22 protein-coding genes are annotated in these 25402 nt (G+C 42.9%); all 22 read right to left on the reverse strand.

The genetic code is table 11. The features are described 5' to 3' along the window. Positions 1-17: 17 nt before the first annotated feature. The 22 genes from pgsA to dpaA all read right to left on the reverse strand — a co-directional run bounded on the left by pgsA (position 18) and on the right by dpaA (position 25200). A complete protein-coding gene (pgsA, locus tag AC3EBE_RS00405; RefSeq protein WP_488593058.1) occupies positions 18-596 on the reverse strand; it encodes a CDP-diacylglycerol--glycerol-3-phosphate 3-phosphatidyltransferase in 579 nt (192 codons plus the stop codon). A 246-nt stretch (positions 597-842) separates the two neighbouring features. Beyond that, positions 843-1709 (reverse strand): RodZ domain-containing protein, encoded by an 867-nt coding sequence (locus AC3EBE_RS00410; RefSeq protein ID WP_488593059.1) that lies wholly within the window; start codon positions 1707-1709, stop codon positions 843-845. Between the two features lie 20 nt (positions 1710-1729). Continuing rightward, positions 1730-2521, reverse strand: coding sequence for a DUF3388 domain-containing protein (locus AC3EBE_RS00415; RefSeq protein ID WP_488593060.1), 792 nt, complete (start codon positions 2519-2521; stop codon positions 1730-1732). 235 nt (positions 2522-2756) lie between these two features. After that, positions 2757-3017, reverse strand: a complete 261-nt coding sequence (locus AC3EBE_RS00420; protein WP_488593061.1) for a DUF3243 family protein — start codon at positions 3015-3017, stop codon at positions 2757-2759. Between the two features lie 101 nt (positions 3018-3118). Next, positions 3119-3841 (reverse strand): elongation factor P 5-aminopentanone reductase, encoded by a 723-nt coding sequence (gene ymfI, locus AC3EBE_RS00425; RefSeq protein WP_488593171.1) that lies wholly within the window; start codon positions 3839-3841, stop codon positions 3119-3121. Between the two features lie 74 nt (positions 3842-3915). Beyond that, entirely contained in the window at positions 3916-5208 is a 1293-nt protein-coding gene (gene yfmH, locus AC3EBE_RS00430) for an EF-P 5-aminopentanol modification-associated protein YfmH (protein ID WP_488593062.1), read from the reverse strand. Continuing rightward, the gene (yfmF, locus tag AC3EBE_RS00435) at positions 5208-6485 is read right to left on the reverse strand and encodes an EF-P 5-aminopentanol modification-associated protein YfmF (protein ID WP_488593063.1); all 1278 of its coding nucleotides are present in this window, start codon (positions 6483-6485) and stop codon (positions 5208-5210) included. The genes yfmH and yfmF overlap by 1 nt, the downstream gene beginning before the upstream one ends. A gap of 524 nt (positions 6486-7009) precedes the next feature. Next, positions 7010-8098, reverse strand: a complete 1089-nt coding sequence (locus AC3EBE_RS00440) for a GGDEF domain-containing protein (protein ID WP_488593064.1) — start codon at positions 8096-8098, stop codon at positions 7010-7012. 189 nt (positions 8099-8287) lie between these two features. Continuing rightward, complete coding sequence (locus AC3EBE_RS00445; protein ID WP_488593065.1) at positions 8288-9241, reverse strand: ABC transporter permease; 954 nt, start codon at positions 9239-9241, stop codon at positions 8288-8290. Position 9242: 1 nt separating this feature from the next. Continuing rightward, positions 9243-10322 (reverse strand): ABC transporter permease, encoded by a 1080-nt coding sequence (locus tag AC3EBE_RS00450; RefSeq protein WP_488593066.1) that lies wholly within the window; start codon positions 10320-10322, stop codon positions 9243-9245. After that, entirely contained in the window at positions 10319-11842 is a 1524-nt protein-coding gene (locus AC3EBE_RS00455) for an ABC transporter ATP-binding protein (protein ID WP_488593067.1), read from the reverse strand. Before AC3EBE_RS00455 ends, AC3EBE_RS00450 begins: the two co-directional genes overlap by 4 nt. 192 nt (positions 11843-12034) lie before the next feature. Next, positions 12035-13129 carry a BMP family lipoprotein gene (locus tag AC3EBE_RS00460; RefSeq protein WP_488593068.1) on the reverse strand — a complete coding sequence of 365 codons (1095 nt, stop codon included), beginning with the start codon at positions 13127-13129 and terminating at the stop codon, positions 12035-12037. 87 nt (positions 13130-13216) lie between these two features. After that, positions 13217-13942 carry a GntR family transcriptional regulator gene (locus tag AC3EBE_RS00465; protein ID WP_488593069.1) on the reverse strand — a complete coding sequence of 242 codons (726 nt, stop codon included), beginning with the start codon at positions 13940-13942 and terminating at the stop codon, positions 13217-13219. Between the two features lie 310 nt (positions 13943-14252). Further along, a complete protein-coding gene (locus tag AC3EBE_RS00470) occupies positions 14253-16586 on the reverse strand; it encodes a DNA translocase FtsK (protein ID WP_488593070.1) in 2334 nt (777 codons plus the stop codon). Between the two features lie 154 nt (positions 16587-16740). Beyond that, positions 16741-16956 carry a YlzJ-like family protein gene (locus AC3EBE_RS00475; protein WP_488593071.1) on the reverse strand — a complete coding sequence of 72 codons (216 nt, stop codon included), beginning with the start codon at positions 16954-16956 and terminating at the stop codon, positions 16741-16743. Next, positions 16953-17705, reverse strand: coding sequence for a ClpP family protease (locus AC3EBE_RS00480; RefSeq protein ID WP_488593072.1), 753 nt, complete (start codon positions 17703-17705; stop codon positions 16953-16955). Before AC3EBE_RS00480 ends, AC3EBE_RS00475 begins: the two co-directional genes overlap by 4 nt. A 705-nt stretch (positions 17706-18410) precedes the next feature. Then, on the reverse strand, positions 18411-20093 hold the full coding sequence (locus AC3EBE_RS00485; protein ID WP_488593073.1) for a ribonuclease J: 1683 nt from the start codon (positions 20091-20093) through the stop codon (positions 18411-18413). 161 nt (positions 20094-20254) lie between these two features. Continuing rightward, positions 20255-21121 (reverse strand): 4-hydroxy-tetrahydrodipicolinate synthase, encoded by an 867-nt coding sequence (dapA, locus tag AC3EBE_RS00490; protein WP_488593074.1) that lies wholly within the window; start codon positions 21119-21121, stop codon positions 20255-20257. Between the two features lie 61 nt (positions 21122-21182). Beyond that, on the reverse strand, positions 21183-22427 hold the full coding sequence (gene dapG / locus AC3EBE_RS00495; protein WP_488593075.1) for an aspartate kinase: 1245 nt from the start codon (positions 22425-22427) through the stop codon (positions 21183-21185). Positions 22428-22468: 41 nt separating this feature from the next. After that, positions 22469-23518 carry an aspartate-semialdehyde dehydrogenase gene (gene asd / locus AC3EBE_RS00500; RefSeq protein WP_488593076.1) on the reverse strand — a complete coding sequence of 350 codons (1050 nt, stop codon included), beginning with the start codon at positions 23516-23518 and terminating at the stop codon, positions 22469-22471. Positions 23519-23704: 186 nt separating this feature from the next. After that, complete coding sequence (dpaB, locus tag AC3EBE_RS00505) at positions 23705-24301, reverse strand: dipicolinate synthase subunit B (RefSeq protein WP_488593077.1); 597 nt, start codon at positions 24299-24301, stop codon at positions 23705-23707. Then, the gene (gene dpaA / locus AC3EBE_RS00510) at positions 24298-25200 is read right to left on the reverse strand and encodes a dipicolinic acid synthetase subunit A (RefSeq protein WP_488593078.1); all 903 of its coding nucleotides are present in this window, start codon (positions 25198-25200) and stop codon (positions 24298-24300) included. The genes dpaB and dpaA overlap by 4 nt, the downstream gene beginning before the upstream one ends. Between the last annotated feature and the right edge of the window lie 202 nt (positions 25201-25402).

Genomic DNA, 25402 nt, shown 5'->3' on the forward strand with positions numbered 1-25402 from the left:
CCCCCAATTTACTGCCTTTATTTTGAATTACTGAATATGTTTTTGTTTTTAGCGAAGTAGTCCCAGCCAGACCAGATCGTAAAGAACATGGCTACCCAAAGAGCCAAATCTGCAAACGGAATCGAGAATGCTTCAAAAATGATGTTATGCAGCAGCAGCGCTGAAATCGCTACGGTTTGGGCCCACATTTTAATTTTCCCGGGCATCTTGGCCGCAACAACTTCCCCGCCACCGGCAAGCAGCAGGCGAAGTCCAGTGACGGCAAATTCCCTGCTGATGATGATGATGACAATCCAGGCTGGGGCATATCCCAGCTCTACCAGCACAATCAGCGCAGAAGATACCAGCAGTTTGTCAGCAAGCGGATCCAGGAATTTGCCAAGGTTTGTGACAAGATTATGTTTTCGGGCTAAGTATCCATCAACCCAGTCAGTCACTGATGCAAAAATATAGATCAATGCTCCCACCAGATGTGTGACCGGCATTGTTGTACCCAACAGGGCAACTTCTCCCCATGAGAAGGGTACAATCATCACGATGAGAAATAACGGAATCAACAGGATCCTTGAAACCGTAATCTTATTAGGCAAGTTCATATTCTTTTTCCTCCAGGATGTTAAATATCGAAATCCAAGCTTTGGATTTCTTTAAACAATAATTATGTAAAAATCCCACCAGCATCTTAAAAAGATGACTATTATAATTTTAGCCCGTATAAACATAAGTCCATACGGGCGTTTCATAAACTTTCATGTGGCTGCTGTTCAAAAGCTGCTCCAGTTAGCGGAGCAGTCCCTGATATATTAGGCTTATGGTAACTTTAATACAGCCCATGTGTGTCATCACTTAACAAAGTTAATCGTGATTTTTTGGGTCATATCTTTCTTCGGGTCAACAGCATATTCCAGCTTCTGGTCATTGACATAGATTTCTGTATCAGGTGCGTAGCCAATATTGATTACTGCCTGGCTTTCATTTGACATGTCAGTAGTCTGGCTTTCGTTTTTCCCTTTAACAAGTGTTGCCTGGAATACTGATTTTCCAGATCCTGTTGAAACACCCACCCATGTTTGACCCAGTGATACTATCTTCAATACAAACTTCTCTGTATTTTTCACTTCATAAGTGGTATTACTTCCGCTATTCGAAACCATTGACAGCTCCTGAGCAGGTGTTTCTTCAACAGGAGCTTCCTCTTCTGCCGGCTCTTCTTCGGCATCTTCATCACTGTTTGAATCATCGGCAATTTCCTTTGGTTCTTCAACAGTGGTTTTGCCTTTATCCGTAGCAGCAGGTTCTTTTGAGTCATCACCAGCGTTCTGGACAATCAAATACCAGATTAATGCTATTGCTCCAACGATGAAGATACCAATCAGGATTTTCGGAAGTATATCAAAGACTCTGGATGTATCAGGAGACAGGCTTTTCCTTGACTGGACCCGCGATAATTGTTCAGGGAGTTCTTCATTGTATGTAGTAGGTATATCATTTTTATACTGCTCGAAAAGCTGGTCAGGATCAAGGCCAACTGCTTCAGCATACTGTTTAATAAAAGCGCGTACGTAAAACTTGCCGGGCATTGCAGAATAATTTCCTTCCTCAATGCCGAGGAGGTATCGCTTTTGTATTTTTGTAATGGACTGCAGTTCATCCAGGCTGAGGCCCTTTGCTTCACGTGCTTCTTTTAATAAATTTCCTAACTCAGTCACGATAACACCTTCCAATACTGTTAAAAATCAAATCCTCCAAAGTCAGAGTCTGTGAACATGTGGTTTTTCTGGACCATATCATAAACGATTTCTTCATTTGGATCATTTCGGAGTTCAATTATATAATCAAAATCTTCAAGGGTATATTCTGTATTTTGGACAAAAATATCAGGATGTTCTACAACCTTCACTGCGGGAAGGCGCATGATTTCCCTGACAAGTGACCAGTGCCTCTCATTGGCTCTTCTGGTAGAAACAATGCCATCAATGATAAACAGATTATCTGCGTTATACTCGTCTTCAATCAATTGATTGCGTATTGTCTGCTTTAGTAAAGTCGATGAAACGAAAAGCCATCTTTTATTGGCACAGACACTTGATGCTACCACTGATTCCGTTTTGCCTACACGAGGCATTCCCCGTATGCCAATCAGTTTATGCCCTTCCTGCTTAAACAATTCTGCCATAAAATCAACAAGGAGTCCAAGCTCATCCCTTACAAACCTGAATGTTTTTTTATCATCAGCATCACGCTGGATATAGCGGCCGTGACGGACTGCCATACGGTCGCGCAGCTTGGGCTCTCTGATCTTGATTACCCTTATTGTATCCATTGTATTCAAAATTGACTCTAATCGCTCAATTTGATCGTCATCTTTCGCGAGCATCAATAGGCCCCGTCTTCCTTCATCGACCCCATTGATCGTGACAATGTTTATCGACAGCATCCCAAGCAAAGAAGAAATGTCACCAAGCAGTCCTGGACGATTGATCACAATTTCATATTCCAAGTACCATTCTTTTTTCTCCATCTTTGTCCTCCTTTGCCATTCAGCTCTTTTTTGTGCGACACAATTAGACATAAAATATCTAGCTTCTATAATATATGATTTTTGTTTAATATGAAAGGAAAAACAAGCCAGAATCCTCCGACATTAAAGATTGGCATTTGGAATGGCAGGATTTGATTTCTAAACGCCAAATGTCCAGTATTAAGAAGCCAAAAAAAAGAGAGGATCCATTTGTCCCCTCTTCCATCCAAGCATTTTATTGCTTAGTGCCGTTATTTTGTACCAGCTTTACCATCATCGTAGCGATTGCATGCTGCTCGTCAGGACTAGCTACCGACCAAAGATCTGATAGCACTCTTTCCTGCTCGTTCTTTGGATCAACATTCTTCGCAAGATAGTCACCGATTTGATAAGCAAGGTCACCCATGACGTCTTTGTTCATTCCCTGGGCTTGAGCCTGGTTAAGACGGTCTCCCAAGAAATCCTTCCATTGATTCCAATTATCCAGAACGGACATATTGACAACCTCCTTGTCTAAAATAGTACAAGGTTATTTTGCATACACCGGTCGATAATTATTCATCGGGCTTTTCATTTTAAAAAATTGTCACAACTTCTTTATACATGCCAGCCGCCGTTGACAGCCAGCACTTGTCCGGTTATATAAGCTGATTTTTCAGATAAAAGAAATTCTACTGAATCAGCTACCTCCTCCGGCCTTCCCAGCCTCCCAGCCGGAATCTCATCAGAAATCACGGAAATCTCTTCTTCCGTAAATCCCTTCATCATCGGGGTTGCGATTGCCCCGGGAGCTACGGCATTCACTCTGATACCGGAAGGAGCAAGTTCCTTTGCCAATGCCTTGGTAAAGGATATTTGAGCTCCTTTTACCATTGAATAAGCAACTTCACATGCTGCACCTTCTTGACCCCATATTGAGGAAATAACCACTATGCCCCCGCTTTTTTTTGAGAGCAACTTTGGAAGGAGTCTTTTTGTCAGCAGCAGCGGTGACGTTACATGAATTTGCACCAGCTCTTCTGCCGCTGTTTCATCTATGTCTGCGAGCAGTCCATATAGAGAGTTGCCAGCATTATGAATAATAGCGTCCAGTGAAAAAATATTGTTGGCCAGCTGCTTATATCCTTCTTTTGACGATAAATCTGCCTTTACAGGAATGAACTCACCTTCAAAGTGGGCCAATTTTTCAAGAAGTGACCTGATCCCTGCTTCATTCCGGTTGTAGTGCAAATATAATGAGTAACCCTCCGCAGCAAGCTTTAATGAAATAGCCTGTCCGAGTCCGCCGCTGGCTCCCGTAATCAATGCGAATCTTTTTATTTCCATTCCTATCCAGTCCCTTTCATGGAAAATGCGCCGGAAATTCCGGCGCACCAAACAGTTCAAAAATTTCTTTACGCTCCTTTAGGCACTACCTGGCACACTGTCAGTCTTTCTTCAGAAATCAGCCGATCTGCCGAGCTCCTGATATCCTCTAGAGTAAGGCTTTCAAGGACCGGAACTACATCAAACAAATCCATGTCATTGAAAGCGTAGCGGGTAAACTGATTTGCAATGTACTCAGGTGAATTCACAGCCCGGAGAAATGAACCGATTTTTTTCTTTTTTGTCCTTTCAAGTGCTTCTGCAGTGAAACCAGATCCTGTCTTTGCCTGCATCAGCATATCCTCCAGCTTTTCAGCAAGAACATCCGGTTCGTTTGTATCTCCGCCTACCATAGCAAAACCAAAGCCATATTCCTGTGAATAGTCATATGAGAAGGTATCGTCAATCAGGCCGCTTCCATATAATTCTGTGTAATTTTCTGAGCTTTTGCCAAACAGGATATCTAGGAGCACATTTGTTGCAAGCTCGTTTTTAAGCATTTCTTTTCCTGATTGAGTTGGATTAGCCGCTTTCAGGCCAACAAGGCATTTTGAGGTCTGGACATTCATCTTCAAAACCTTTTTCTTTTCTGCTACACCTGCAGGCTCTTCATCGAATCTGCGCTGGATTTCAGGTTTGTTCTTGTACTCCTTTTTAGACTGATTATCCTTGATCTGGCCCATGATGCCCTCCGGACTGACCGGGCCGACCACGAATAGCAGCATGTTGCTTGGATGATAAAATGTTTCATAGCACTCATAAAGCATATCCTTTGTTATATGTGAAATCGATTCGATTGTCCCTGCAATATCAATGCTTACCGGATGGTTTTTATACATATTCTGGATAAGTCCAAAGTAAAGCCTCCAGTCAGGATTATCATCGTACATTGTGATTTCCTGTCCAATGATTCCCTTCTCTTTTTCAACCGTCTTTTCGGTGAAATAAGGTTCCTGCACGAAATCAATCAGCGTCTCCAAATTCTTTTCCACATTAGAGGTACTTGAAAACAGGTATGCAGTCCTTGTGAAGGAAGTGAACGCATTAGCTGATGCCCCCTGCTTGCTGAATTGCTGGAATACATCACCATCTTCTTTTTCGAATAATTTATGCTCAAGGAAGTGAGCGATCCCATCCGGGACCTTTACATACTCGCTTTTATCAGGCGGAAGGAAATGATTATCGATGGAGCCATATTTCGTCGTAAAGGTTGCATATGTTTTATTGAAGCCTTTCTTCGGAAGAATGTACACATCCAAACCATTAGCCAGCTTTTCGTAGTAAAGCTCCTCCTGAAGCTGATCAAACATAATCTTTTCCATTATTTGTCCGCCTCCAATCCAGTTAGGAAGTAAATGGTGTCCATCTTCACTTTATTGGCCACTTCCACAATTTCCTCTTTGGTTGTTTTGCTCATGCCGTCGAGCCACTCATCCAGGCTTACTTTGTTGTCTGATACAACATTATGGTAAAGCACTTCGACCATTCCCCTTGCTGTATCCAATGTTTCAAGAAGCTGGTTTTCAATGACGGCTTTTGTCTGGTCAATCTCCTGGTCAGTGAAATCCCCAGCCTGCATTGCCTGCATCTGCTCACGGATAATTTTAATGGCAAGATCGAAATTATTAAATTCAATTCCGGACATAACCATCATCAAGCCTTTATGGCTTTCAAGCCTGCTCGCTACATAATAGGCAAGGCTCGCCTTTTCGCGAACATTCAGGAACAGCTTTGAATGAGAGAACCCACCGAAAATCCCGTTGAATACCTGCAATGCATAGTAATCCTTATCACCATAAAGAACATTGGTCCGGTAGCCGATGTTCAGCTTGCCTTGTTTAACATCTTCCTTATCCTTTATTGTTTTCTCTTCAATGCTGCCACTCTGGGCCGTTTCCACCTTTTTAGGGTTCCGATCCTGGAATTGGAGCAGCTGATCTGCAATTGTTTGTACTTCATCTTCGTTTACATCGCCGATGATGTATAAATCCAATTCATCCTCTGCAAAAGCCTGCTTGTAATACTCATACAAATTTTGCTCATTAATTTGCGGGATATCGTCGATCTCGCCGTTCACATGCAAAGCATATGGCTCGCCTTTACACATTTCCTGTACAAGCCTAAAATTGGAATAGCGCATTTTGTCATCATAAACCGCCTGAATCCTCTGCTTAAGAGTCCGCTTTTCCTTCTCCACTGTATCTTTATCAAAAGCATCATTAGCTGCAAGCGGGTTCACGAGAATTTCAGCAATCAATTCCATACCCTTTTTCAGCAAAGGCTCTTGGTCGCTCAGGAATTTCTCATTAGCGATTTCGAGTGAGAAACTAATGACCTGGTATTCACCTTTCTTTGACACATCAACATATAGATTTGCACCATAAAGCTCATCTAAATAGGAGCGGAGCTTTGAAGTTGTTTCATATGACTTGGAACTGCTCTGCAAGACATATGGCAGCAATGCCCGTTTTGTTACGTTTTCGGTTGTCAGAGGTGTTTTCATTTTCCAGACGATCGTGTTTGTCTTAAACTTTGCGGTTTTAACGATGTGCAGCTTGTAGCCCTTCATATCCTTGATTGTTTCTGAAATGACAGCCATTTAAATCCTCCTTTATTGGAAACGCGATATGAACCTTTCAATATTCCCTTGTTCACTGTTTGAAAACCTGTAAAACATCGCTTATTTATGTATACGTTGAAATGCCTATATTTAATATTCCTATAAATACACTCTAACTATACCTTTCCTGATTTGTCTAATTCAAGCAATTGCGAAACGATTTATCTAAAATGGGAAAGCATCATCGAATCAGGCAATTCGGATCATAGGAAGAACATTTTGTAAAACTGGTTGAACCAAGGCTGTTGATTTCCGTTCCAGGCGCTTCGCTTTCCTCGAGGCGTGCGGTGAGCCTTCTCCCGAAGGAGTCTTCGCGCCTTCCACTAAAATCAACAGGATTAAATTATCACAATTCAGCTTTCAACTCAGCTTGTGGTAAAAGGTTCTCTAAAGGAAACAAAAAACGCATGGATGCTCCAGGCGTTTTCCTTGAATTGATTTTAATATTGCGAGTGTTTGTCTGCTGAAAGGAAACTTATCCCTAAAATGTCGTGCTTTTGTTTTCATTGGCTAGCTGCTGCAATTTCAGATTTCGCATTGCTATACCGATATGAATAGCCTGTTTGAAATTTCGCCTGATTCTTGCCAGCTGCCTTTGCATCGTATAATAGCTGATCCGCATGGCCCAATAGCTTATCAGGCGACGCTTCTGTTTTAGAAGATGCAATTCCAAAGCTCATCGTAATGGACTTACATTCCTCGGTAAACTCCTCAGCTGACAGGACTGAATACAGATCCTCAAAAAAAGCTATTTGGCCCTTTTCATCAGTTAAAGGAAGCAAAAATGCAAACTCTTCTCCACCATAACGGAACGCCTGGGCATCATGCCGATCGGCCAGCTCCTGAAAAATCGTTCCTATTTTCTTCAATATTTCATCACCAGTCAAGTGTCCAAATTGGTCATTCACCTGCTTGAAATGGTCGATATCACCCATTATCAGCAAAAAATCTTCCTGACTTACTGTGAGCATCCTCAGCTGTTCCTGAAAATGCCTATGGTTGTATAACCCTGTCAGGTAATCAGTGAACATCAGTTCATGAAAAATTTCCTTTTGTTTTAGATGTTTTCTTTCCCTAATGACAATAAGCGATCCAAAAACACCGACGATCCAGATGAAAGCAAGGTTAAGGATAAATACAAAAGAAGTGTAAAATTCAAAATCGCCTTGAACAAGATAAATCGCAGTATATCCAACGGTAAGTGATGCCGAGGACAAGATTGCCCCCTTTGTTCTCCAATAAATCGTAGCATGCATAACAAGCAGGTAGGAAATTGGGAATAATGGCGACATTGAACCTTTGGTTAAAACAAGCAGCCAAATGAGTGCGATATAATCAAAAATAATTCCTGCTTTTGTAAGCAATGAAAAATACTCATTATCAGGACTAAGCTTGATTAAGGCAATCTGTGCAGATGCCATATATACCAATCCTACAGCCAACAGGACCGGGAAGGAGTCTTTTGAGAAATCCAATCTGTCAGCGAGAGGCGGAAAATAGAACAATAGCACGCCAACAAAAAGGAAAATCCAGCGCAAATACGAAAAGATTTTCTCTGTTTCACGGTCATCCAAATATAATGATAGCTTCATCTTATAGACCTCTTACAACCTTATTTTAACCAACATTTTCCTTTATTTTATCATATCAGTTTAATAGATTCTAAACATAATGTGCAAATTCCTGCTGATTTTGAGGAAATGATGATGTAAACAAGTTTTTATATTGAACCGGAAAAAATAAAAGAGGCACCTATTTTAAAGGCACCTCTTCGTAATATCTTATCGCTTTCCACTGTCAAAGGTTTCACCGACGGCTTTTGGCGCCTGTGAAGATTTAGAGAAGATAACTAATGCGATCAGTGTAACGACATAAGGGAAGATCTTTAGCAGGATTGGCGGAATGACAGCCAATTCTGGAATGACTTGGGATACGTTTGCGATAGTACTTGCAAAACCAAAGAAGAAAGTCGCTGCCAGTACACCAAGTGGTTTCCACTGACCAAAAATCAAGGAAGCTAATGCAAGGAATCCTAGTCCAGATACAGTTCCTGTGAACTCACCAGCGTAAGTTACAATGATCAAAGCTCCGCCAAGTCCAGCAAAAGCACCAGAAATAAGCACTCCACTATAGCGGACTCTTCTAACATTAATACCAGCTGCCTCTGCTGCCTGCGGGAATTCACCACAGGATCTCAAGCGCAGTCCGAACCTTGTTTTGTAAAGAATGAACGAACTTATAAAAAGTATTGCCAGCACAAACCAAGTGGTTGGATAAGTTTTTGTAAAGAAAAGATCGCCGATAATCGGAATATCAGATAGGAAAGGGACATTCGATGGTGTAAAACCGCTTGTGATGCGGATATTCCCGCTTCCTGTCATATTTCTCGCAAGGAAAATCGTCAAGGCAGTCGCAATCAAATTGATTGCCGTACCACTGATGATCTGATCCGCGTTCAAGTTAATGCTCGCGAATGCATGCAATATTGAGAATAGGATACCTGCTACTACGGCAGCCAATAATCCCAGCCAAAGAACAAGAGTATTGTTTTCAATTACTCCGCTTAGATAATGGATTGTAAGCGCGCCAGAGAAAGCACCGATGATCATTAATCCTTCCAGGGCAATATTGACAATTCCGCTTCGCTCACTAAAAAGACCGCCCAGGGCTGTAATAAGAAGAGGAATTGTAAAGACAATCGCGTAAGGAAATATTTGTTCTATAATATGCCACATCTTAGGAATCTCCCTTCTCGACTACAGGACCACTTTTGTCTTTTCGATTTGAGCTTCTCTTCCTGAATTTGTTCAGCATACGCTCAATCAGCACACTTGTAGCGGCGAAGTAAATGATGATCGCAATGATCGTATTTGCCAATTCTGGCGGAATTTCCGTCATCGCATTCATAAAGCCTGTACCAGAATACAGGATTCCAAATAATACAGCTGCAAAGAATACCCCAATTGGATTATTCGCTCCAAGCAAGGCTACTGCAATGCCGTCATAGCCCTGAGATGGCAGGATTCCGATCTGGATACTGGAAGCATTGCCTGTGTAAAGGGCCACTCCACCCAATCCGGCAAGAGCACCTGAAATCAGCATGGATAAAATGATATTGCGATTAACCTTCATGCCAGCATATTCTGCAGCAAATCTGTTAAATCCTACAGCCTTCAACTCATAACCTAATGTAGTTTTATCAATTATGAAAGCAATCACGATTACTGCAATGACAGCCAGGAATAAGCCAAGGTTGATGTATGAACCCTGGAACATATCTGTCAGCCAAGGTGTACGCAAGGTAGCAGATTCTGCAAGTTTCTTGGATTCAGTTTCAAGGAATTCTCCCTTGAAATACCCAGGAATAACATAATAGATTGTCCAATAGGCAATCCAGTTCATCATGATTGTCGATACAACCTCATGAACATTGAATTTTGCCTTCAACAATCCAGGAACGAATGCCCAAAGCGCACCGCCAAGCATTCCAACCAGGATCATGACTAGAAGAAGAACTGGCCTTGAAAAATCATATGTTAAACCAACAGCTGACGCTAATAAACCGCCAACTAACATTTGTCCGGAAGCACCGATGTTGAACAAACCAGTACGGAATGCAAAAGCGACGGACAGGCCGGTAAATACAAGCGGAGTTGCTGTTGCTAACGTATTCCCGATTCGCTCAAGGTTTTTCAAAGCACCTTGAAGCAGATAGGAATAGCCTTCAATCGGGTTGCTTCCGATGAACAGCATCAAAATCCCCCCGGCCACCAATCCTAATATAATCGAAATTACAGATACGATGGTATGTCTCATATGCTTCTCTCCTTAGCCACGCCTGCCATCATTAGACCAACTTCATTTTCATTCGTTTCAGAAGCGATAACTGTGCCGACCAGTTCTCCATTGTTTACAATGGCAATTCGGTCAGATAGCTGCAATACTTCATCCAGCTCCAAAGAAACGAGCAATACTGCGTTCCCCTTATCACGGTGTTCTACGATTCTCTTGTGGATGTACTCGATTGAACCTACGTCCAATCCGCGGGTAGGCTGTACCGCAATCAGAAGTTTTGGATCCAGTTCAAGCTCCCTTCCAATGATCGCTTTTTGCTGGTTGCCGCCTGATAGTGTTCTGGCAATAGAAACTGCACCTTCACCGGAACGCACATCAAAGTTTGTCAGTATATTTTGAGCATACGTTTTCATAGCGTTTTTATTCAAGATGCCATTCTTTGAAAAAGGCTTTTTGTTATAGATTTGCAGAACCATATTTTCCTGTAAAGAATAATCCAGGACCAGACCGCGTTTGTGCCTGTCTTCAGGAATATGGCTGATTCCTTTTTCAAGTCTCTCGCGAATCGGAAGACTGCTGATCTCCTTGCCATCAATCTGAATGGAGCCTGATTCTGCTTTCCTTAGTCCAGTAATTGCTTCAATAAGCTCAGTTTGGCCATTGCCTTCGACACCTGCGATCCCTACGATTTCACCAGTTCGAACTTCAAGTGAAAAATCCTTAAGACCCATAACTTTTCTATTGTTTTTCACAGATAGAGAATCTATTTTAAGTACTACCTCTCCAGGAGTACTTTCTTTCTTATCCACTTTGAATGAAACATGACGGCCTACCATCATTTCTGCAAGGCTTGCCTCACTTGCTTCAGCCACATTGACAGTGCCGATGCCTTTACCGCGGCGGATAACTGTACAGCGATCAGCTACTGCTTTAATTTCTTTCAGTTTATGAGTGATAATAATGATAGACTTTCCTTCTTTAATAAGGTTGCGCATAATCTTCATTAATTCATCGATTTCCGATGGTGTAAGAACTGCTGTTGGTTCATCCAATATCAAGACGTCTGCTTCTCGGTAAAGCATCTTTAAAATTTCTACCCTTTGCTGCATACCTACTGAAATATCTTCAATCTTGGCGTGAGGATCTACATTCAATCCGTAATGCTTTGACAATTCTTCAATCTTTTTTGCTGCCTTATCGATATCAAGTACCATGCCTTTGAGCGGCTCGCTGCCCAGTATGATATTTTCTGTAACGGTAAAATTTTCAACCAGTTTAAAGTGCTGGTGCACCATTCCAATTCCCAAGCGGTTAGCTACATTAGGATTGGTGATGCGCACTTCTTTTCCATTAACTTTGACTACACCTTGCTCAGGCTGATACATCCCAAATAAAACACCCATCAAAGTTGATTTACCTGCACCATTTTCCCCTAATAGTGCATGAATCTCCCCTTTTTTTAACGTTAGGGTGATATTATCGTTGGCTACGATACCCGGGAACTCTTTCCGGATATTCAACATTTCTACAACATAACTCATAGTAGCACTCACCTTTGTATTAGACTCTATACCTTTTTAAAATAGGGAGTCCCCTATACTGGAACAGAACTTAAGGTAAAAACATTCAAAGACTTGAGAGATTGATAGTTTCCCTGCCCTTAATTTCAAATATTTACCGTTTAGACTTTGATAGACAAAAGAGACGGAAACGACCGTCTCTTTTGCTCTATTTTACTTAAATAGATCTCCTTGTTCAGCAGAGACTTTAACTTCGTCAGACTTGATCTTTTCGTATACTTCCTTAACCTTGCTCACTGTTTCATCACTTAGGTTAGGGTTCTTCTCAGGAAGACCGATACCATCGTTCTTAGCATCAAAAGTCAGAGTCTTTCCGCCAGGGAATTTGCCATCTAGTTCAGCCTGTACCATGTCATAAGAAACCTGGTCAAGCTTCTTCATTGCAGAAGTCAGGATGACTGACTTGTCGCCTTCGTACTTACCATCTTCGTACTGGTCAACGTCTACACCAACGATCCAAACTTTTTCACCAGCTTTAGCGCGGTCCTTAGCTTCTTTAATAGCTCCTACTCCAACACCGCCTGCAGCTGTGAAGATTACATCAACGCCGCGGTCATAGTATTGAGCAGCAATTTGTCCGCCTGCAGCAGCGTTATCAAATGAACCTTGGTAAATAACGTTTTCTTGTTTGATTACTACGTTTGTTCCTAGGTTTTCGTTTGCGTACTTAAGACCCTGCTGGAAGCCCCAGTTGAACTTTTGTACAGCAGGGATTTCCATACCGCCAATGAAACCAGCTTCGCCTTCTTTTAACTCAAGAGCAGCTGCTACACCAGCAAGGAAGCCTGATTCGTGCTCTGCGAAGAATACAGCAACTGTGTTTTCTTTCACAACTGGGTTGTAGTCTCCATTATGTGGATTTCCGTCAAGGATGACGAACTTAGCATCTTTATATTTATCCTGGGCTTGGAAAACAGCAGTTTCAAACTTAAATCCAGGTGTAACGATAAACTTATATCCAGCGTCGTATAAGTTACCCATTTCTTTTAAGTATTCAGCTTCAGTAGTTCCGGCAGGCTTAAGATACTTTGTGCTGACACCGAATTCATCTTCAGCCTTTAGGATACCTTCCCATGTCCCCTGGTTGAATGATTTGTCATCAATTGTACCAGCATCAGTAACCATACCAACTTTTAAATCTGACTTTTTGCCATTGTCGCTGCCTTTATCATCGCCGCCACAGCCAGCTAACATTGTGCCTGCTGCCAAAAGCAATGACATTACCAAACCAAATTTACGCTTTTTCAAGGTTTGTACCCCCCAGAGAATGTTTGTCGATATAGCAGGAATGTTCTGAAAAGCCTAGCAGTTAGCGTTTTCATTCCCCTAAAAAAATTAAACTCTTTTCCTAAGGACATGAAAACTGAACTTGTCGGCTTTAAAGTAGTTCACCGAATAAAGGATTGGCACGTCGTTTTCGTCGAAATGCATCTGCTTTAAAACAAGCAGTGCAGTTTCCGGATCACATTCCAGAATGGGAGAAATCTTTTCATGATAGCCAATGGGCTCTATCTGGGCAACCGCGTATGTAACTTTACGGTTCGATCTTATCTCTAGGAGATGGAGCAAAGATTCATCTTCATGAGAAAAATCTCCAGGAAGGATTTTTTCGGGTATTTTGTCCAAGCAGTAGACAACAGGTTCCCCATTCGCAGTCCTAACCCTTTCAATCAGAGTGATTTCGTCATCCATTGAACATGAAAAACGGCGGATATCCTCTTCAGTTGGTCCAGTAGTCGTTGAGTTTAAAAAGATTGTTCCAGGCTTCATCCCCGCCTGCTCAATCATCGCCGTGACACTGTTAAGCTGTTCGATCCCCGACGAAAACAGCGGTTTGGCGTTAACAAAGGTCCCTACTCCATGCCTGCGGATGATCACGTTTTCTTCTTCAAGAATACGCAACGCTTCACGAAGTGTTGCCCTGCTGACTCCAAGCTGCTTGGCAAGATCGAATTCAGAAGGCAGTTTTTCTTTTTCTTTATAAACTCCCTTTTGAATATCTTGCTTCAGGTGATCAATTACTTGTAAATACAGGTGCCGGTTATCTGACTTGATCGACATGAGGCTTCCTCCAACCTTTTTTCTCAAAGACATCAGACATCTGATGTATAGCATTCCTACTAATCGAAAATACTATAACACTTTTTTTAAGATAAATAAATAGCGTTTCAACATTTTGTCGAAAAAAGCTAGCTTAACCAGATTTGTCATATTTTCCGGTACAAAAATCCTATATTTTTGGTATAATTATAGATTGAAAGCGTTTTTAATAGTATGACATTATTAGAGCGCGTCTGATCCCTTCGGACTATGCACAACGAAAAAGCCGGATGTTTTTATCCGGCTTTAGTCACTTTTCTATTCGTTTTTTCTATGCTTCCTCAGACTTGGCCACTAATACATTCCTGGGCTTGCTGCCCTCATAAGGACCGACAACCCCTCTAAGTTCCATTTCATCGATCAGCCTTGCAGCACGTGAATATCCTATCCGGAAGCGTCTTTGCAGCATGGAGACTGAAGCAGTTTGCATTTCTACCACTAAATCAACAGCATCACCATATAATTCATCTTCTACTTCTGATGTATTTTCCGGGATATCCTCAGGGATCATTTCCTCCTGGTATTGCGCCTTCTGCTGGCCAATTACATAATTGACCACGTCTTCAACTTCTTCATCAGACAGGAAAGCCCCCTGAACCCTTACCGGTTTTGATGCACCTACTGGCAGGAATAGCATATCTCCCCGTCCAAGGAGCTTCTCAGCTCCTCCCATATCCAAAATAGTACGTGAATCTGTCATTGAAGAAACAGCAAACGCGATTCTTGAAGGTATATTTGCCTTGATGACACCAGTGATAACATCAACCGATGGACGCTGTGTTGCTATGATCAGGTGGATTCCTGCAGCCCTGGCCATTTGGGCAAGTCGAGTGATGGAATCTTCCACATCAGAAGAAGCAACCATCATCAGGTCAGCAAGCTCGTCAACTATTACCACAATAAATGGAAGCAAAGGCTGATTCGCTTCTTCTTCATTATTATATTTCTTGATGTATTCGTTGTACCCTTCTATATTCCTTGTCCCTGTATGGGAAAAGAGCTCATAACGCCTTTCCATTTCATTGACGACTTTTTTGAGTGCCTGCGAAGCCTTCTTCGCATCGGTAACCACCGGAGCTAGCAGATGAGGAACACCATTATAAACATTCAACTCAACCATTTTCGGGTCGATCATCATTAATTTTACTTCATGAGGCTTTGCTCTCATCAGGATACTTGTTATGATGCCATTGATACATACACTTTTCCCGCTGCCTGTGGCTCCGGCAACGAGCAAGTGCGGCATCTTATTCAATTCAGCCAAAACAGCTTCGCCAGTTATATCCCTGCCCAGACCTATCTGGAGTTTCGCCCCCGGCTTATTATGCTGCTTCGATTCTATTACTTCCCGCAAGGATACCATGGCCACCTCGCTGTTGGGAACTTCAATGCCAATGGCCGATTTGCCCGGAATTGGAGCTTCAATCCTGATATCCTTTGCGGCAAGTGCAAGTGCCAGGTCATCATTCAAGCTGACAATCCGGCTGACCTTTACACCAACATCCGGATGGACTTCGTACTTAGTAACTGCCGGCCCCAAATGGACCTGGGTAACCCTTGCTTTTACCCCAAAGCTCTGGAAGGTCCTTTCAAGCTTGGCTGCATTGGCGTGGATCAATTCATATTCCCCGCTTTGGTCCGTCTTGTTAGGAAGCTTCAGCAGATTGATTGGCGGCAGCTCATATGCTGTATTTTCAACCTCCGTGAAGGTTATTGGTTCCTGGAGTTCTTCTGCTGGTTCATCTTCTGTTTTCTTTGGTTTCTCCTGTTTTGCAGGCTGGTGCTGTTCTGCAGGATTTGCATAAGCACGTTCTGCAAAGCTGGAGATTATCGGTTCAGGAGCAGGTTCCTCAGCTAATGATGTACTTCTGATAGCTTGCTCTTCAGGAGAAGCCGACTCCTGGCGATTCTGTGCTTCAGCCTGACGTGCTTCTCGCTGGGCAGTCCTTTTTTGCTGCTGGTCCTCTTTCCAGTTCTTCAAATCTTCTATGAATGAAAGCCACTGATCCCTCACGAACTTGCCGATTGGCACAATGATCCTTCCGGCCGCTTCTCCAAATGTCCTGCCTGTAATCAATATCGTACCGATGATAATCAACACAAATGCGATCAACTGGGATCCTGCCGCATCGAACAAGTAATAAAAAAGGGCGAACATTACGGCCCCAATCATTCCTCCGCCAAGGTCGGTCGTGCTTGTTTCTCCTTTTGCTTCCATTACGAATAATTCAAACGTATTTTTTATGACACTGGGATTCTCGAACTTGCCCCCATTTGATAAAAGCTCGAATAAAGTTACATGGCTTAATAGTAATATAGCGCTGAAGACCAAGTATGTACCAATTAGCTTAGTGTGGAAGATAAATGGCAGTTTGCGTTTCCACATTATATATATTGAGAAAACCGCAAGCCCTATCAGGTTGAGCATATACCATTCTCCCGAGAAAAAGCGGAAAAACATCACGGTTGCCTTCCCGACCGCTCCAAGATCCGCCATGGCAATGATCGATAACGCAAGCAGGGCTAAACCGGCAAGTTCATATTGAACGGTTGTTTTTAGAGTATTATTCTTTTTTCTGGATTGCCGTCTTTTCTTTTTGGCCATTTTATCACCTTATAATTCATAGCTTCACTACCAGCATAATCATTCGCTTCCCTTTTCAAACTTCAATAAGAAGAAAAGCAGCCTAACGCGGCTGCCAATGCTGAGTGTATCCATATTATATCATAATTGCCAGTTTAACTGGGACAATCCTTTATTATTGTTGGGGCGAAATTATCGCTCCAGGCATACATTCGGAATTCAAATAATGGCTCGGATCGGTACTCATTACCCTGACAATTCTGTACTCGTGATTTTCCGTCCACTCTGCCATGATCGGTATACCGTTATAATTCACCATAATTGGCTGATGTGCTGACACTTCAGCCGGCGGGAACACCTGTTCATATGGCATCATTGTGTATAGAATCATTGGACGATCACTTCATTCTTTTGTTTGTTCAAATCAATCAATTCATTGAGTTTCTTCATCGCTTGGCCAACTCCGCCTACCTCTTGGATCAAGCCTGTTTCAACAGCATCTGTTCCAATTACATTGGTACCGATATCCCTTGTAAGATTCCCCTTTGCGAACATAAGTTCCTTGAAGGTTTCCTCTGTAATGTTCGAGTGTTTCGTAACAAAATTGATTACACGCTCCTGCATTTTGTCCAGGTATTCAAAGGTTTGCGGCACCCCGATCACCAGGCCTGTCAAACGGATTGGATGGATTGTCATCGTGGCAGTTTCAGCAATATAGGAATAATCGCATGAAACAGCAATCGGTACTCCAATCGAATGCCCTCCCCCAAGAACCAGTGAAACGGTCGGCTTTGATAGGGAAGCAAGCATCTCGGAAATTGCCAAGCCTGCCTCCACATCCCCTCCTACCGTATTTAAAATCACCAAAAGCCCTTCAATATTAGGATTCTGTTCGATCGCGACAATCTGCGGAATCAAATGTTCATATTTTGTTGTTTTATTATGCGGCGGCAGCTGCATATGCCCTTCAATCTGACCAACAATCGTCAGGCAATGAATTTTTGAATCCTGGGAAAGCTGAGGTACATTTGTCTGGCCAAGCTGCTGTATTTTTTCCAGAAGGCCTGATGGCTTATCTTCTTTTTGTCCTTCCTGGCTATCGGCATTGTCTGAATTAACGTTATTCATTTCATTCGTCATCCATTATTTCTCCCTTCAGGCATGATAATGTTAGTATAAACATCATCACTGTTTTCATTCGGAGCAGTATGGATGATGGCTTGCCAATATGGATAATTCGCTGTTAAAGAGACGGTTTGCAGTTCGCTGGGTAGTTATTTATATACCTTTGCAGAGAGAGTAGAGTTCTCCATAGTGCAGGGGGTTTATGAAGTTCTTTGCTGCGTTTGCTCTCCAACAGTGCACTGCAAAAAGCGTATGGAACTAAAATTCAAGCCTAGTATCCCATTTTCCATAAAAAAACTGTAAACAATCTCAATTTTCATCGAGTGTGTTTACAGTATAAATGAATGCAATATAAATGAGGTCAATATTAGGAACATCCAAGCGCAATGGAAGTATCCGCATGATACTTAAGATCAATTAGAACATCTTTGGCAGAATACAGTATCTTAATGGTCTTAAAAATCATTATTAATGCTATCCTTGCTTCAATTCCGCTTCTCGATGGTCATAATAAGCTGCATTAGAGCCATCTCTTGCCTGAATTCCACATCTAGATGGTCTTAATAAGCTTTATTAGAACCATCCTCGCTGGATTTCCGCAGCTCAATGGTCTTAATAAGCTTCATTAGAGCCATCCAAGGCAGGATTCCGCCTCTCAATGGTCTTAATAATATGCCTCATTAGAGCCATCCAGCACGAAATGGCCATGCCTGAATAGTCTTAATAAGCTTTATTTTTCACCTCCATAATAATTGGCATTAGCATTGGCCGCCGTTTTGTTTTATCAAATAGATACTGGTTCAATGAATCCCTTATTTCCTGCTTCATGCTTGTCCAATCAAATGCTTCCTTTGAAATATTCTTCTCTACAATTTCTCTTACCAGTGCAGAAGAATCGGCCATAAGCTTTTCTGATTCACGGACATATACAAATCCTCTTGAAATGATTTCTGGTCCTGCGGCAATTTTACGTTCAGCTTTATTAAGGGTAACGACGACAATAAGGACTCCATCCTGCGATAACAATCTGCGGTCACGGAGGACAATATTGCCAACATCGCCAACTCCAATACCATCGATTAAAGTGTTGCCTGCGGCTACACGCTCAGCAGTGCGCATTTTCCCGCCGGATATTTCGATAACATCACCCCGGTCAGGGATATAAATGTTGGCTTCTGGTATACCACAGGATAAAGCGACTTTTTTGTGTGCTTTAAGCATTTTATATTCCCCATGTACCGGAATGAAAAACTTGGGATTCATTAAATTGATCATGAATTTTAATTCTTCCTGGCTGCCATGGCTCGAAACCTGAACACTTTTCTTTCCTGTCACGACTGCTGCACCTGCACGATAGAGCATGTCGATTGTTTTATAAATAAAAACCTCGCTCCCCTTAAGCGGCGAAGCTGCAATCAGAACTGTATCCCCCTTCTGGATGTTTACCTGTGGATGGGCTTGCCTTGCCATCTTCTGCAGTGCTTCAATTGGCTCACCCTGGGTGCCTGTAGTCAGTATGACAATTTCGTCATCAGGGTAGTTTTTTATATCAGCAATTGGGATGATCAGATCTTCGGCAACACTTAAGTAACCTAATTCCAAGGTGATATCATAGACTCGTTTGAGGCTCTTTCCTACCACAGCCACCTTACGGCCATTCTCCACAGCACTGTCAAACAGATGCTGGATCCTGTTAATATCAGATGCAAAGCAAGCTGCAATGATCCTGCCGCCCGCATTATAAAAAACAGAAGACAATTCAGCCAAAACGGTGGCTTCAGAAGGTGTATATCCTGGTTTTTCAGCTTCAGTACTATCGGAAAGCAGGCATAATACTCCTTTTTCACCGATAGATGCCATTTTTCCTATTTGCGGCTTGTATAATTCCGGAGCTGCCTGATCGAATTTAAAATCACCAGTATGGACAATCGCACCCTCAGAGGTGTTGATGCTGACGCCCACGGAATCGGGAATACTATGATTGGTCCTGAAAAAAGAAACTGTGACTGTTCCAAAATCAATAATAGATTCAGAATTGATTTCTTTGAAGTCTGCGGGGCCGAAATATTCCTGCTCCCTCATCTTTTCCTTCGCAAGAGCCAGTGTCAGTCTGGTGCCATAAACAGGAGCATCAAGCTTTCGCAATATATATGACAAAGCCCCAATATGATCCTCATGTCCATGAGTAAGGAAAATCGCTTTAACTCTCTCACTGTTGTCTGTCAAATATGTAAAATCGGGAATAACAATATCAATTCCGAGCATTTCATCCTCGGGGAACATCAGCCCCGCATCCACAACAAAAATATCATCATCCACTTCAGTTACGTACATGTTCTTTCCGAGTTCCCCTACGCCACCAAGCGCGATGATTTTTATATTCTCATTCTTTCTCGTTTCCAATTTACGCTCCTCCTAAGTTGATATGGGCCGACCCTGACCAATTAAAGTTATTATACTTGATGGGCGAAATTCTTGACAACTTTATTCTCTGCCGTCAATTGATCAGGATATTACTAGAACAAAAAAATTGGCCAGCCTATTAGGCTGACCAATTTCCGGATTTATTTAAATAAATTCACGACAGCATTTCTTTCCTGTTCTGTTAGAGGCACCATCGGCAGGCGGACAGATCCGACATCAAGGCCTTTCAGCTGTAATGCAGTCTTGACAGGACCCGGACTTGGAGCCATGAAAAGACCCTGCATGATTGGAAGCAGCTGCTGGTGCAGCTTTGCTGCGTCTTCATTTCGGCCGCTGAAGAATGCTTCAACCATTGCCTGCATTTCGTTACCGATGACATGTGAAGCGACGGATACGATACCCGCTCCGCCAATCGCCAAAACAGGGAGGGTCAGGCCATCATCCCCGCTGTATAAAAGGAAATCATCAGGAGTATTCGCAATGATCTTAGTCATTGCATTTAAATCTCCGCTAGCTTCCTTAACCGCTATGATATTCGGGATTTCAGCCAGCCTGATTACCGTTTCAGGAAGGATGTTGACAACAGATCTGCCTGGGATGTTGTACACCATCACTGGGAGTGATGTCGCTTCTGCAGCGGCCTTGAAATGCTGATAAAGACCTTCCTGATTTGGCTTATTGTAATATGGAGCTACGATCATTATTGCATCCACGCCAAGCTGTTCCGCTTTTTTCGTAAGTTCAACCGTAGCGTATGTGTTATTGCTTCCTGTCCCAGCAATGACTGGAATGCGCTTGTCAACAACCTTCACAACATGCTGGAATAAGGCGATTTTCTCTTCCTTTGTCAAAGTAGGGGATTCCCCAGTTGTACCTGCTACAACAAGAGAATCCGTCCCATTATCGATTAAATGGTTTATTAGCTGTGTCGTCTTTGCGAAATCAATGTGGCCCTTATGGTCGAAAGGGGTAACCATTGCTGTAGATATTCTTCCGAATTGAACCATTTTGTTCACTCCTCTTCTTTCTGGCTCCGGCTAAGTCAACAGCTGAAGCAATGCTCTCTATTTATAGGTCCTGCCTTTCGAATTCAGCTTTTTCAACATCAAGCTTGAAGGCATCATGCAAAGCATTCACAGCCTTGCTCAAATCATCCTGTTTTACCAGAACCCAGATCGTTGTATGGCTATCAGCAGATTGCAGAATGCGTATACCTTTTTCAGACAAGGCAGTAACAATCTTGGAGGTGACTCCCGGAACTCCTGCCATGCCGGCTCCTACTACCGATACCTTGGCACAGTTCCTTTCGATCTGGGGTATATGGCCCAATTCCTCGAGCACCTTAACGGCTCTGTTTGTCGTATCATCTGAAACTGTATAGACAACGCCATTGGGTGAAATATTGATAAAATCCACACTGATGTTTTCGTTTGCCATTGCTTTGAAAACCTCGGACTGCAGATTGTATTGATCCTTTTTGGCAAATACCTTAATCTGGCTGACATTGGAGACATGAGCGATACCAGTCACAGGCCGTTCCTTGATATCTGTCCCTCTGTTTTCCCTGTTCAGCGAAGTTACCAGTGTCCCCGGGCTTTCTGAATAAGTTGACCGGATTCTGATCGGCACCTTTGCCTGCATGGCGATTTCCACAGCCCGCGGATGGATGACCTTGGCACCCTGGTAAGCCATGTTGCATACCTCAGTATAGGTGACGACTGACAGCGGCCTGGCATTTTCGGCAATCCGCGGGTCTGCTGTCATGATCCCTTCAACATCAGTAAAAATATCGATCCATTCCGCATTCAGGGCTGCCCCCAGTGCTGCAGCAGATGTATCACTGCCGCCTCTTCCAATCGTGGTGATATCCCCATTTTTCGCAGCACCCTGGAAACCTGCAACCACAACTGCATCTACCTGCTCCAGCTCACGGAGCAATCGATCGCATTTCATATCGAGGATTCTCGCATTAGTATGCTCGCTGTTAGTGCGGAACCCTGCCTGTGCACCTGTAAGCGCAGTAGCATTGATGCCATTATCAAGCAGCATGCTCGCAAAAACGACACTTGAAATTGTTTCCCCGCAGGAAAGCAGGAGGTCATGTTCCCGCTTGCTGATCAGGCTGTTGCTGGCGCCGATTAGGCCTAACAGCGTATCTGTTGCATAAGGGTCGCCTTTCCTTCCCATAGCCGATACGACAACAACCGCCTTGTATCCTTCTGAAATCGCCTTTTTAATATGGCTCAGCGCGTGACTCCGGCTTTCTTCATCACGCACGGAAGTGCCGCCAAATTTTTGAACGATTATTTTCATCGTAACACCTCAGAGTCTGTCTTTTATTCAGTTTAGACTTATTATTTTACCAAACCAAGCTTAACCAGGCTTTCAGCTATCTGGACCGAGTTCCAGGCAGCACCTTTTAATAGGTTATCGGAAACTATCCACATGTGGAAGCCCTTTTCATTATCAAGGTCTTTTCTAACTCTGCCGACAAAAACATCATTTTTGCCTACACAGAATGCCGGCATTGGATATAATTGCTGCTCAGGATCATCCTGTAGCACAACTCCAGGAGCCTCTGATAACAATGCTTTCACCTCAGCTGCACTGATACCGCTTTGCCCCAACTCGAAATAGACGGATTCCGAGTGCCCTGTACCAACTGGAAGGCGGACACATGTTGCCGCTACTTGCAGCCCAGGCATATGCATGATTTTCTTCGTTTCATTGATCATTTTCATTTCTTCATATGTGAAGCCATTATCAACAAAATTATCTATTTGAGGAATGGCATTGAAGGCAATTTGATAATGCTTTTCTCCTGATTTTACAGGGAGGATTTTCGCTTCATATTCTTCACCATTCAGGATTGCCTGTGTTTGCTCTTCAAGCTCCTGGACAGCGGCCGCTCCTGCACCCGATACTGCCTGGTAAGTAGAAACGATGACCTTTTCCAGACCAAACTTTTGGCGTAACGGCTCCAGTGCAACAACCATTTGGATTGTTGAGCAATTTGGATTAGCAATGATTCCATTATGTGAATGTAAATCTGCTTCATTCACTTCTGGGACGACTAACGGAATATTTTCTTCCATCCTGAAGGCACTTGTATTGTCTACTACAATTGCACCTCGCTTGACTGCTTCGGGAGCAAGTTGCTTGGATACACTTCCGCCGGCACTGAAAAGAGCAATATCGACTCCTTCGAAGCTTTCGGGCTTAGCTTCCTGGACTACTATATCATTTCCCTTATATTGAACTTTTGTACCAGCCGATCTGGCTGATGAAAGCAAAAGCAATTCAGATACAGGAAAATCGCGATTTTCCAACGTTTTGATCATCTGCTGTCCTACTGCTCCTGTTGCTCCTACTACTGCTACACGGTAACCTTTTCTCTCTGACATTGCTGTTTCCCCTTCCGATACGATAATCTTTTCATTCCGGCATTTTTATGCGGCTGTTATTAATATAAGTATAAAACGGCGGTTCATATGAAATAACCGCCTTGTATATTATCCTATATTTTATCACATTCAATCATTAAAGAAAGAAACATTTTGCTTCACTGCCGGAGAAAAGCGTTTCCAGCACTAGCTATCCTTATAGCGTTCAACCAGGACAGGCTGGATTTGCTTACCGTCCATTGCTGCGATGATGGTGTCTGACAGCATTCCCATTCTCGCCACCATGGAGTTTGGTTTTTTCACAGGGTCATCCTGGCCGAATGGAATGAAAAATATGTTTTTTGTAGACATGAGCCTCATTAGATTAACTCCATTAAGCCCCAATGCATCATTGGTGGAAATCCCGAGGACGACTGGCTGCTGGTTGCGAAGGGTCGCCTTTGCGGCCATAAGCACCGGTGAATCTGTCATAGCATTGGCGAACTTGCTCATTGAATTGCCTGTTAAAGGCGCGATTACCATGCAATCTAGCGGAATTTTTGGTCCTAGCGGTTCTGCTTTTACAATGGAATCAATTACTTTATTGCCAGTCAATTCTTCAATCCGCTGTACCCAATCTTCCCCTTTTCCAAAACGGGTTTCTGTGTTTTGCACTGTGAATGTAACAACAGGCAATACTTCTGCCCCTGCATTCACGAGCTTTTCGATTTCCGGAAAAACGGCATCGTACGTACAATGGGAACCAGTTAAACCAAACCCGATCTTTTTACCTTTTAAACTCATGCTTCCTTCTCCTTTCGATTGGTGAAGTCTTCCATTAGCAGCTGAGAAAGAACGTTTGCTAAAATTTGGCCTGCAGTCTTCGGAGCAACGATGCCTGGTAAACCAGGAGCCAGCAAGGCTTTTATCCCTCGCTTTTCTGCATAGCGAAAATCCGTTCCACCAGGTTTTGATGCAAGGTCAATAATCAATGTGTGAGCAGGCATCCTCGAAATCACAGATGCATTCACGATTAAATGTGGAATAGTATTTATGCAAATATCTGTATCTCTTACTGCATTGCCCAGCTCGGAAAGATGGAAAGCTTCAAGGCCCATTTCGACAATCCGGGCGATATGCTCGCTTTTCCTCGCCCCAACCTTCACCTTCGCACCAAGAGAATGGAAAGTCCTTGCAACACTCATTCCTACTCTGCCAAGTCCGAGTACAGCGACCTTTGAGCCATGGATAGTAAAATCCGTATGCTGGATGGCCATCATGATCGTGCCTTCAACAGTAGGTATTGAGTTGTAGATTGCCACATCATCCCGTTCAAACAACTGTACAAGCTTGCGGTTTGACTGGGTTGTGATACCTGTCAAATATGAATTGCTAATGCCTGAGTAAATCGTACAATGAGCCGGTGTCCGTTCAAGCATTTCCTTTATTAGCACTACTTTTTCGTTCGAAAATATCGTTTCGACCTGGCCTTCAAGACTGGTTCCCGGTACAGGCAGAACCAAAGCATCCTGAACTGAAAAATCAACTTCATCTATCTTTTCTTTTGAGGCACCTGTAAAAGCATGATCCAACTGCTCGAAGCCTATTAAAGAAAGCTTTGCATCAAGCTCTGTCAGCTTGCGAATAATCTCCAGCTGTCTCGCATCACCGCCGATAACCGCGATTTGCATTCCTGTCAGCATGAGAACAATCACCTTCTTTTCCATTAATCCTGGAATATAAAATCAATCAATTACACTACTTCAACATCATATGTATCCACCTAGAAATAGGTGAGTTTTCCATAAAAAGAAAAGGGCTACACTCAATAGATAAATTTTTTGCCCCCTGGACGTTTAAACTGGCTGACCAATAGCCCGATACAAATTTCTCTAAATTACAAAA

This window comes from Mesobacillus sp. (assembly GCF_057785455.1).

Excerpts from the sequence above, each read along its gene's own strand:
- pgsA (WP_488593058.1), bottom strand. The coding sequence starts at position 596 with ATGAACTTGCCTAATAAGATTACGGTTTCAAGGATCCTGTTGATTCCG.
- AC3EBE_RS00415 (WP_488593060.1), bottom strand. The coding sequence starts at position 2,521 with ATGGAGAAAAAAGAATGGTACTTGGAATATGAAATTGTGATCAATCGT.
- AC3EBE_RS00420 (WP_488593061.1), bottom strand. The coding sequence starts at position 3,017 with ATGTCCGTTCTGGATAATTGGAATCAATGGAAGGATTTCTTGGGAGAC.
- yfmH (WP_488593062.1), bottom strand. The coding sequence starts at position 5,208 with ATGGAAAAGATTATGTTTGATCAGCTTCAGGAGGAGCTTTACTACGAA.
- yfmF (WP_488593063.1), bottom strand. The coding sequence starts at position 6,485 with ATGGCTGTCATTTCAGAAACAATCAAGGATATGAAGGGCTACAAGCTG.
- AC3EBE_RS00440 (WP_488593064.1), bottom strand. The coding sequence starts at position 8,098 with ATGAAGCTATCATTATATTTGGATGACCGTGAAACAGAGAAAATCTTT.
- AC3EBE_RS00445 (WP_488593065.1), bottom strand. The coding sequence starts at position 9,241 with ATGTGGCATATTATAGAACAAATATTTCCTTACGCGATTGTCTTTACA.
- AC3EBE_RS00450 (WP_488593066.1), bottom strand. The coding sequence starts at position 10,322 with ATGAGACATACCATCGTATCTGTAATTTCGATTATATTAGGATTGGTG.
- AC3EBE_RS00455 (WP_488593067.1), bottom strand. The coding sequence starts at position 11,842 with ATGAGTTATGTTGTAGAAATGTTGAATATCCGGAAAGAGTTCCCGGGT.
- AC3EBE_RS00465 (WP_488593069.1), bottom strand. The coding sequence starts at position 13,942 with ATGTCGATCAAGTCAGATAACCGGCACCTGTATTTACAAGTAATTGAT.
- AC3EBE_RS00470 (WP_488593070.1), bottom strand. The coding sequence starts at position 16,586 with ATGGCCAAAAAGAAAAGACGGCAATCCAGAAAAAAGAATAATACTCTA.
- AC3EBE_RS00475 (WP_488593071.1), bottom strand. The coding sequence starts at position 16,956 with ATGATTCTATACACAATGATGCCATATGAACAGGTGTTCCCGCCGGCT.
- AC3EBE_RS00480 (WP_488593072.1), bottom strand. The coding sequence starts at position 17,705 with ATGACGAATGAAATGAATAACGTTAATTCAGACAATGCCGATAGCCAG.
- dapA (WP_488593074.1), bottom strand. The coding sequence starts at position 21,121 with ATGGTTCAATTCGGAAGAATATCTACAGCAATGGTTACCCCTTTCGAC.
- dapG (WP_488593075.1), bottom strand. The coding sequence starts at position 22,427 with ATGAAAATAATCGTTCAAAAATTTGGCGGCACTTCCGTGCGTGATGAA.
- asd (WP_488593076.1), bottom strand. The coding sequence starts at position 23,518 with ATGTCAGAGAGAAAAGGTTACCGTGTAGCAGTAGTAGGAGCAACAGGA.
- dpaB (WP_488593077.1), bottom strand. The coding sequence starts at position 24,301 with ATGAGTTTAAAAGGTAAAAAGATCGGGTTTGGTTTAACTGGTTCCCAT.
- dpaA (WP_488593078.1), bottom strand. The coding sequence starts at position 25,200 with ATGCTGACAGGAATGCAAATCGCGGTTATCGGCGGTGATGCGAGACAG.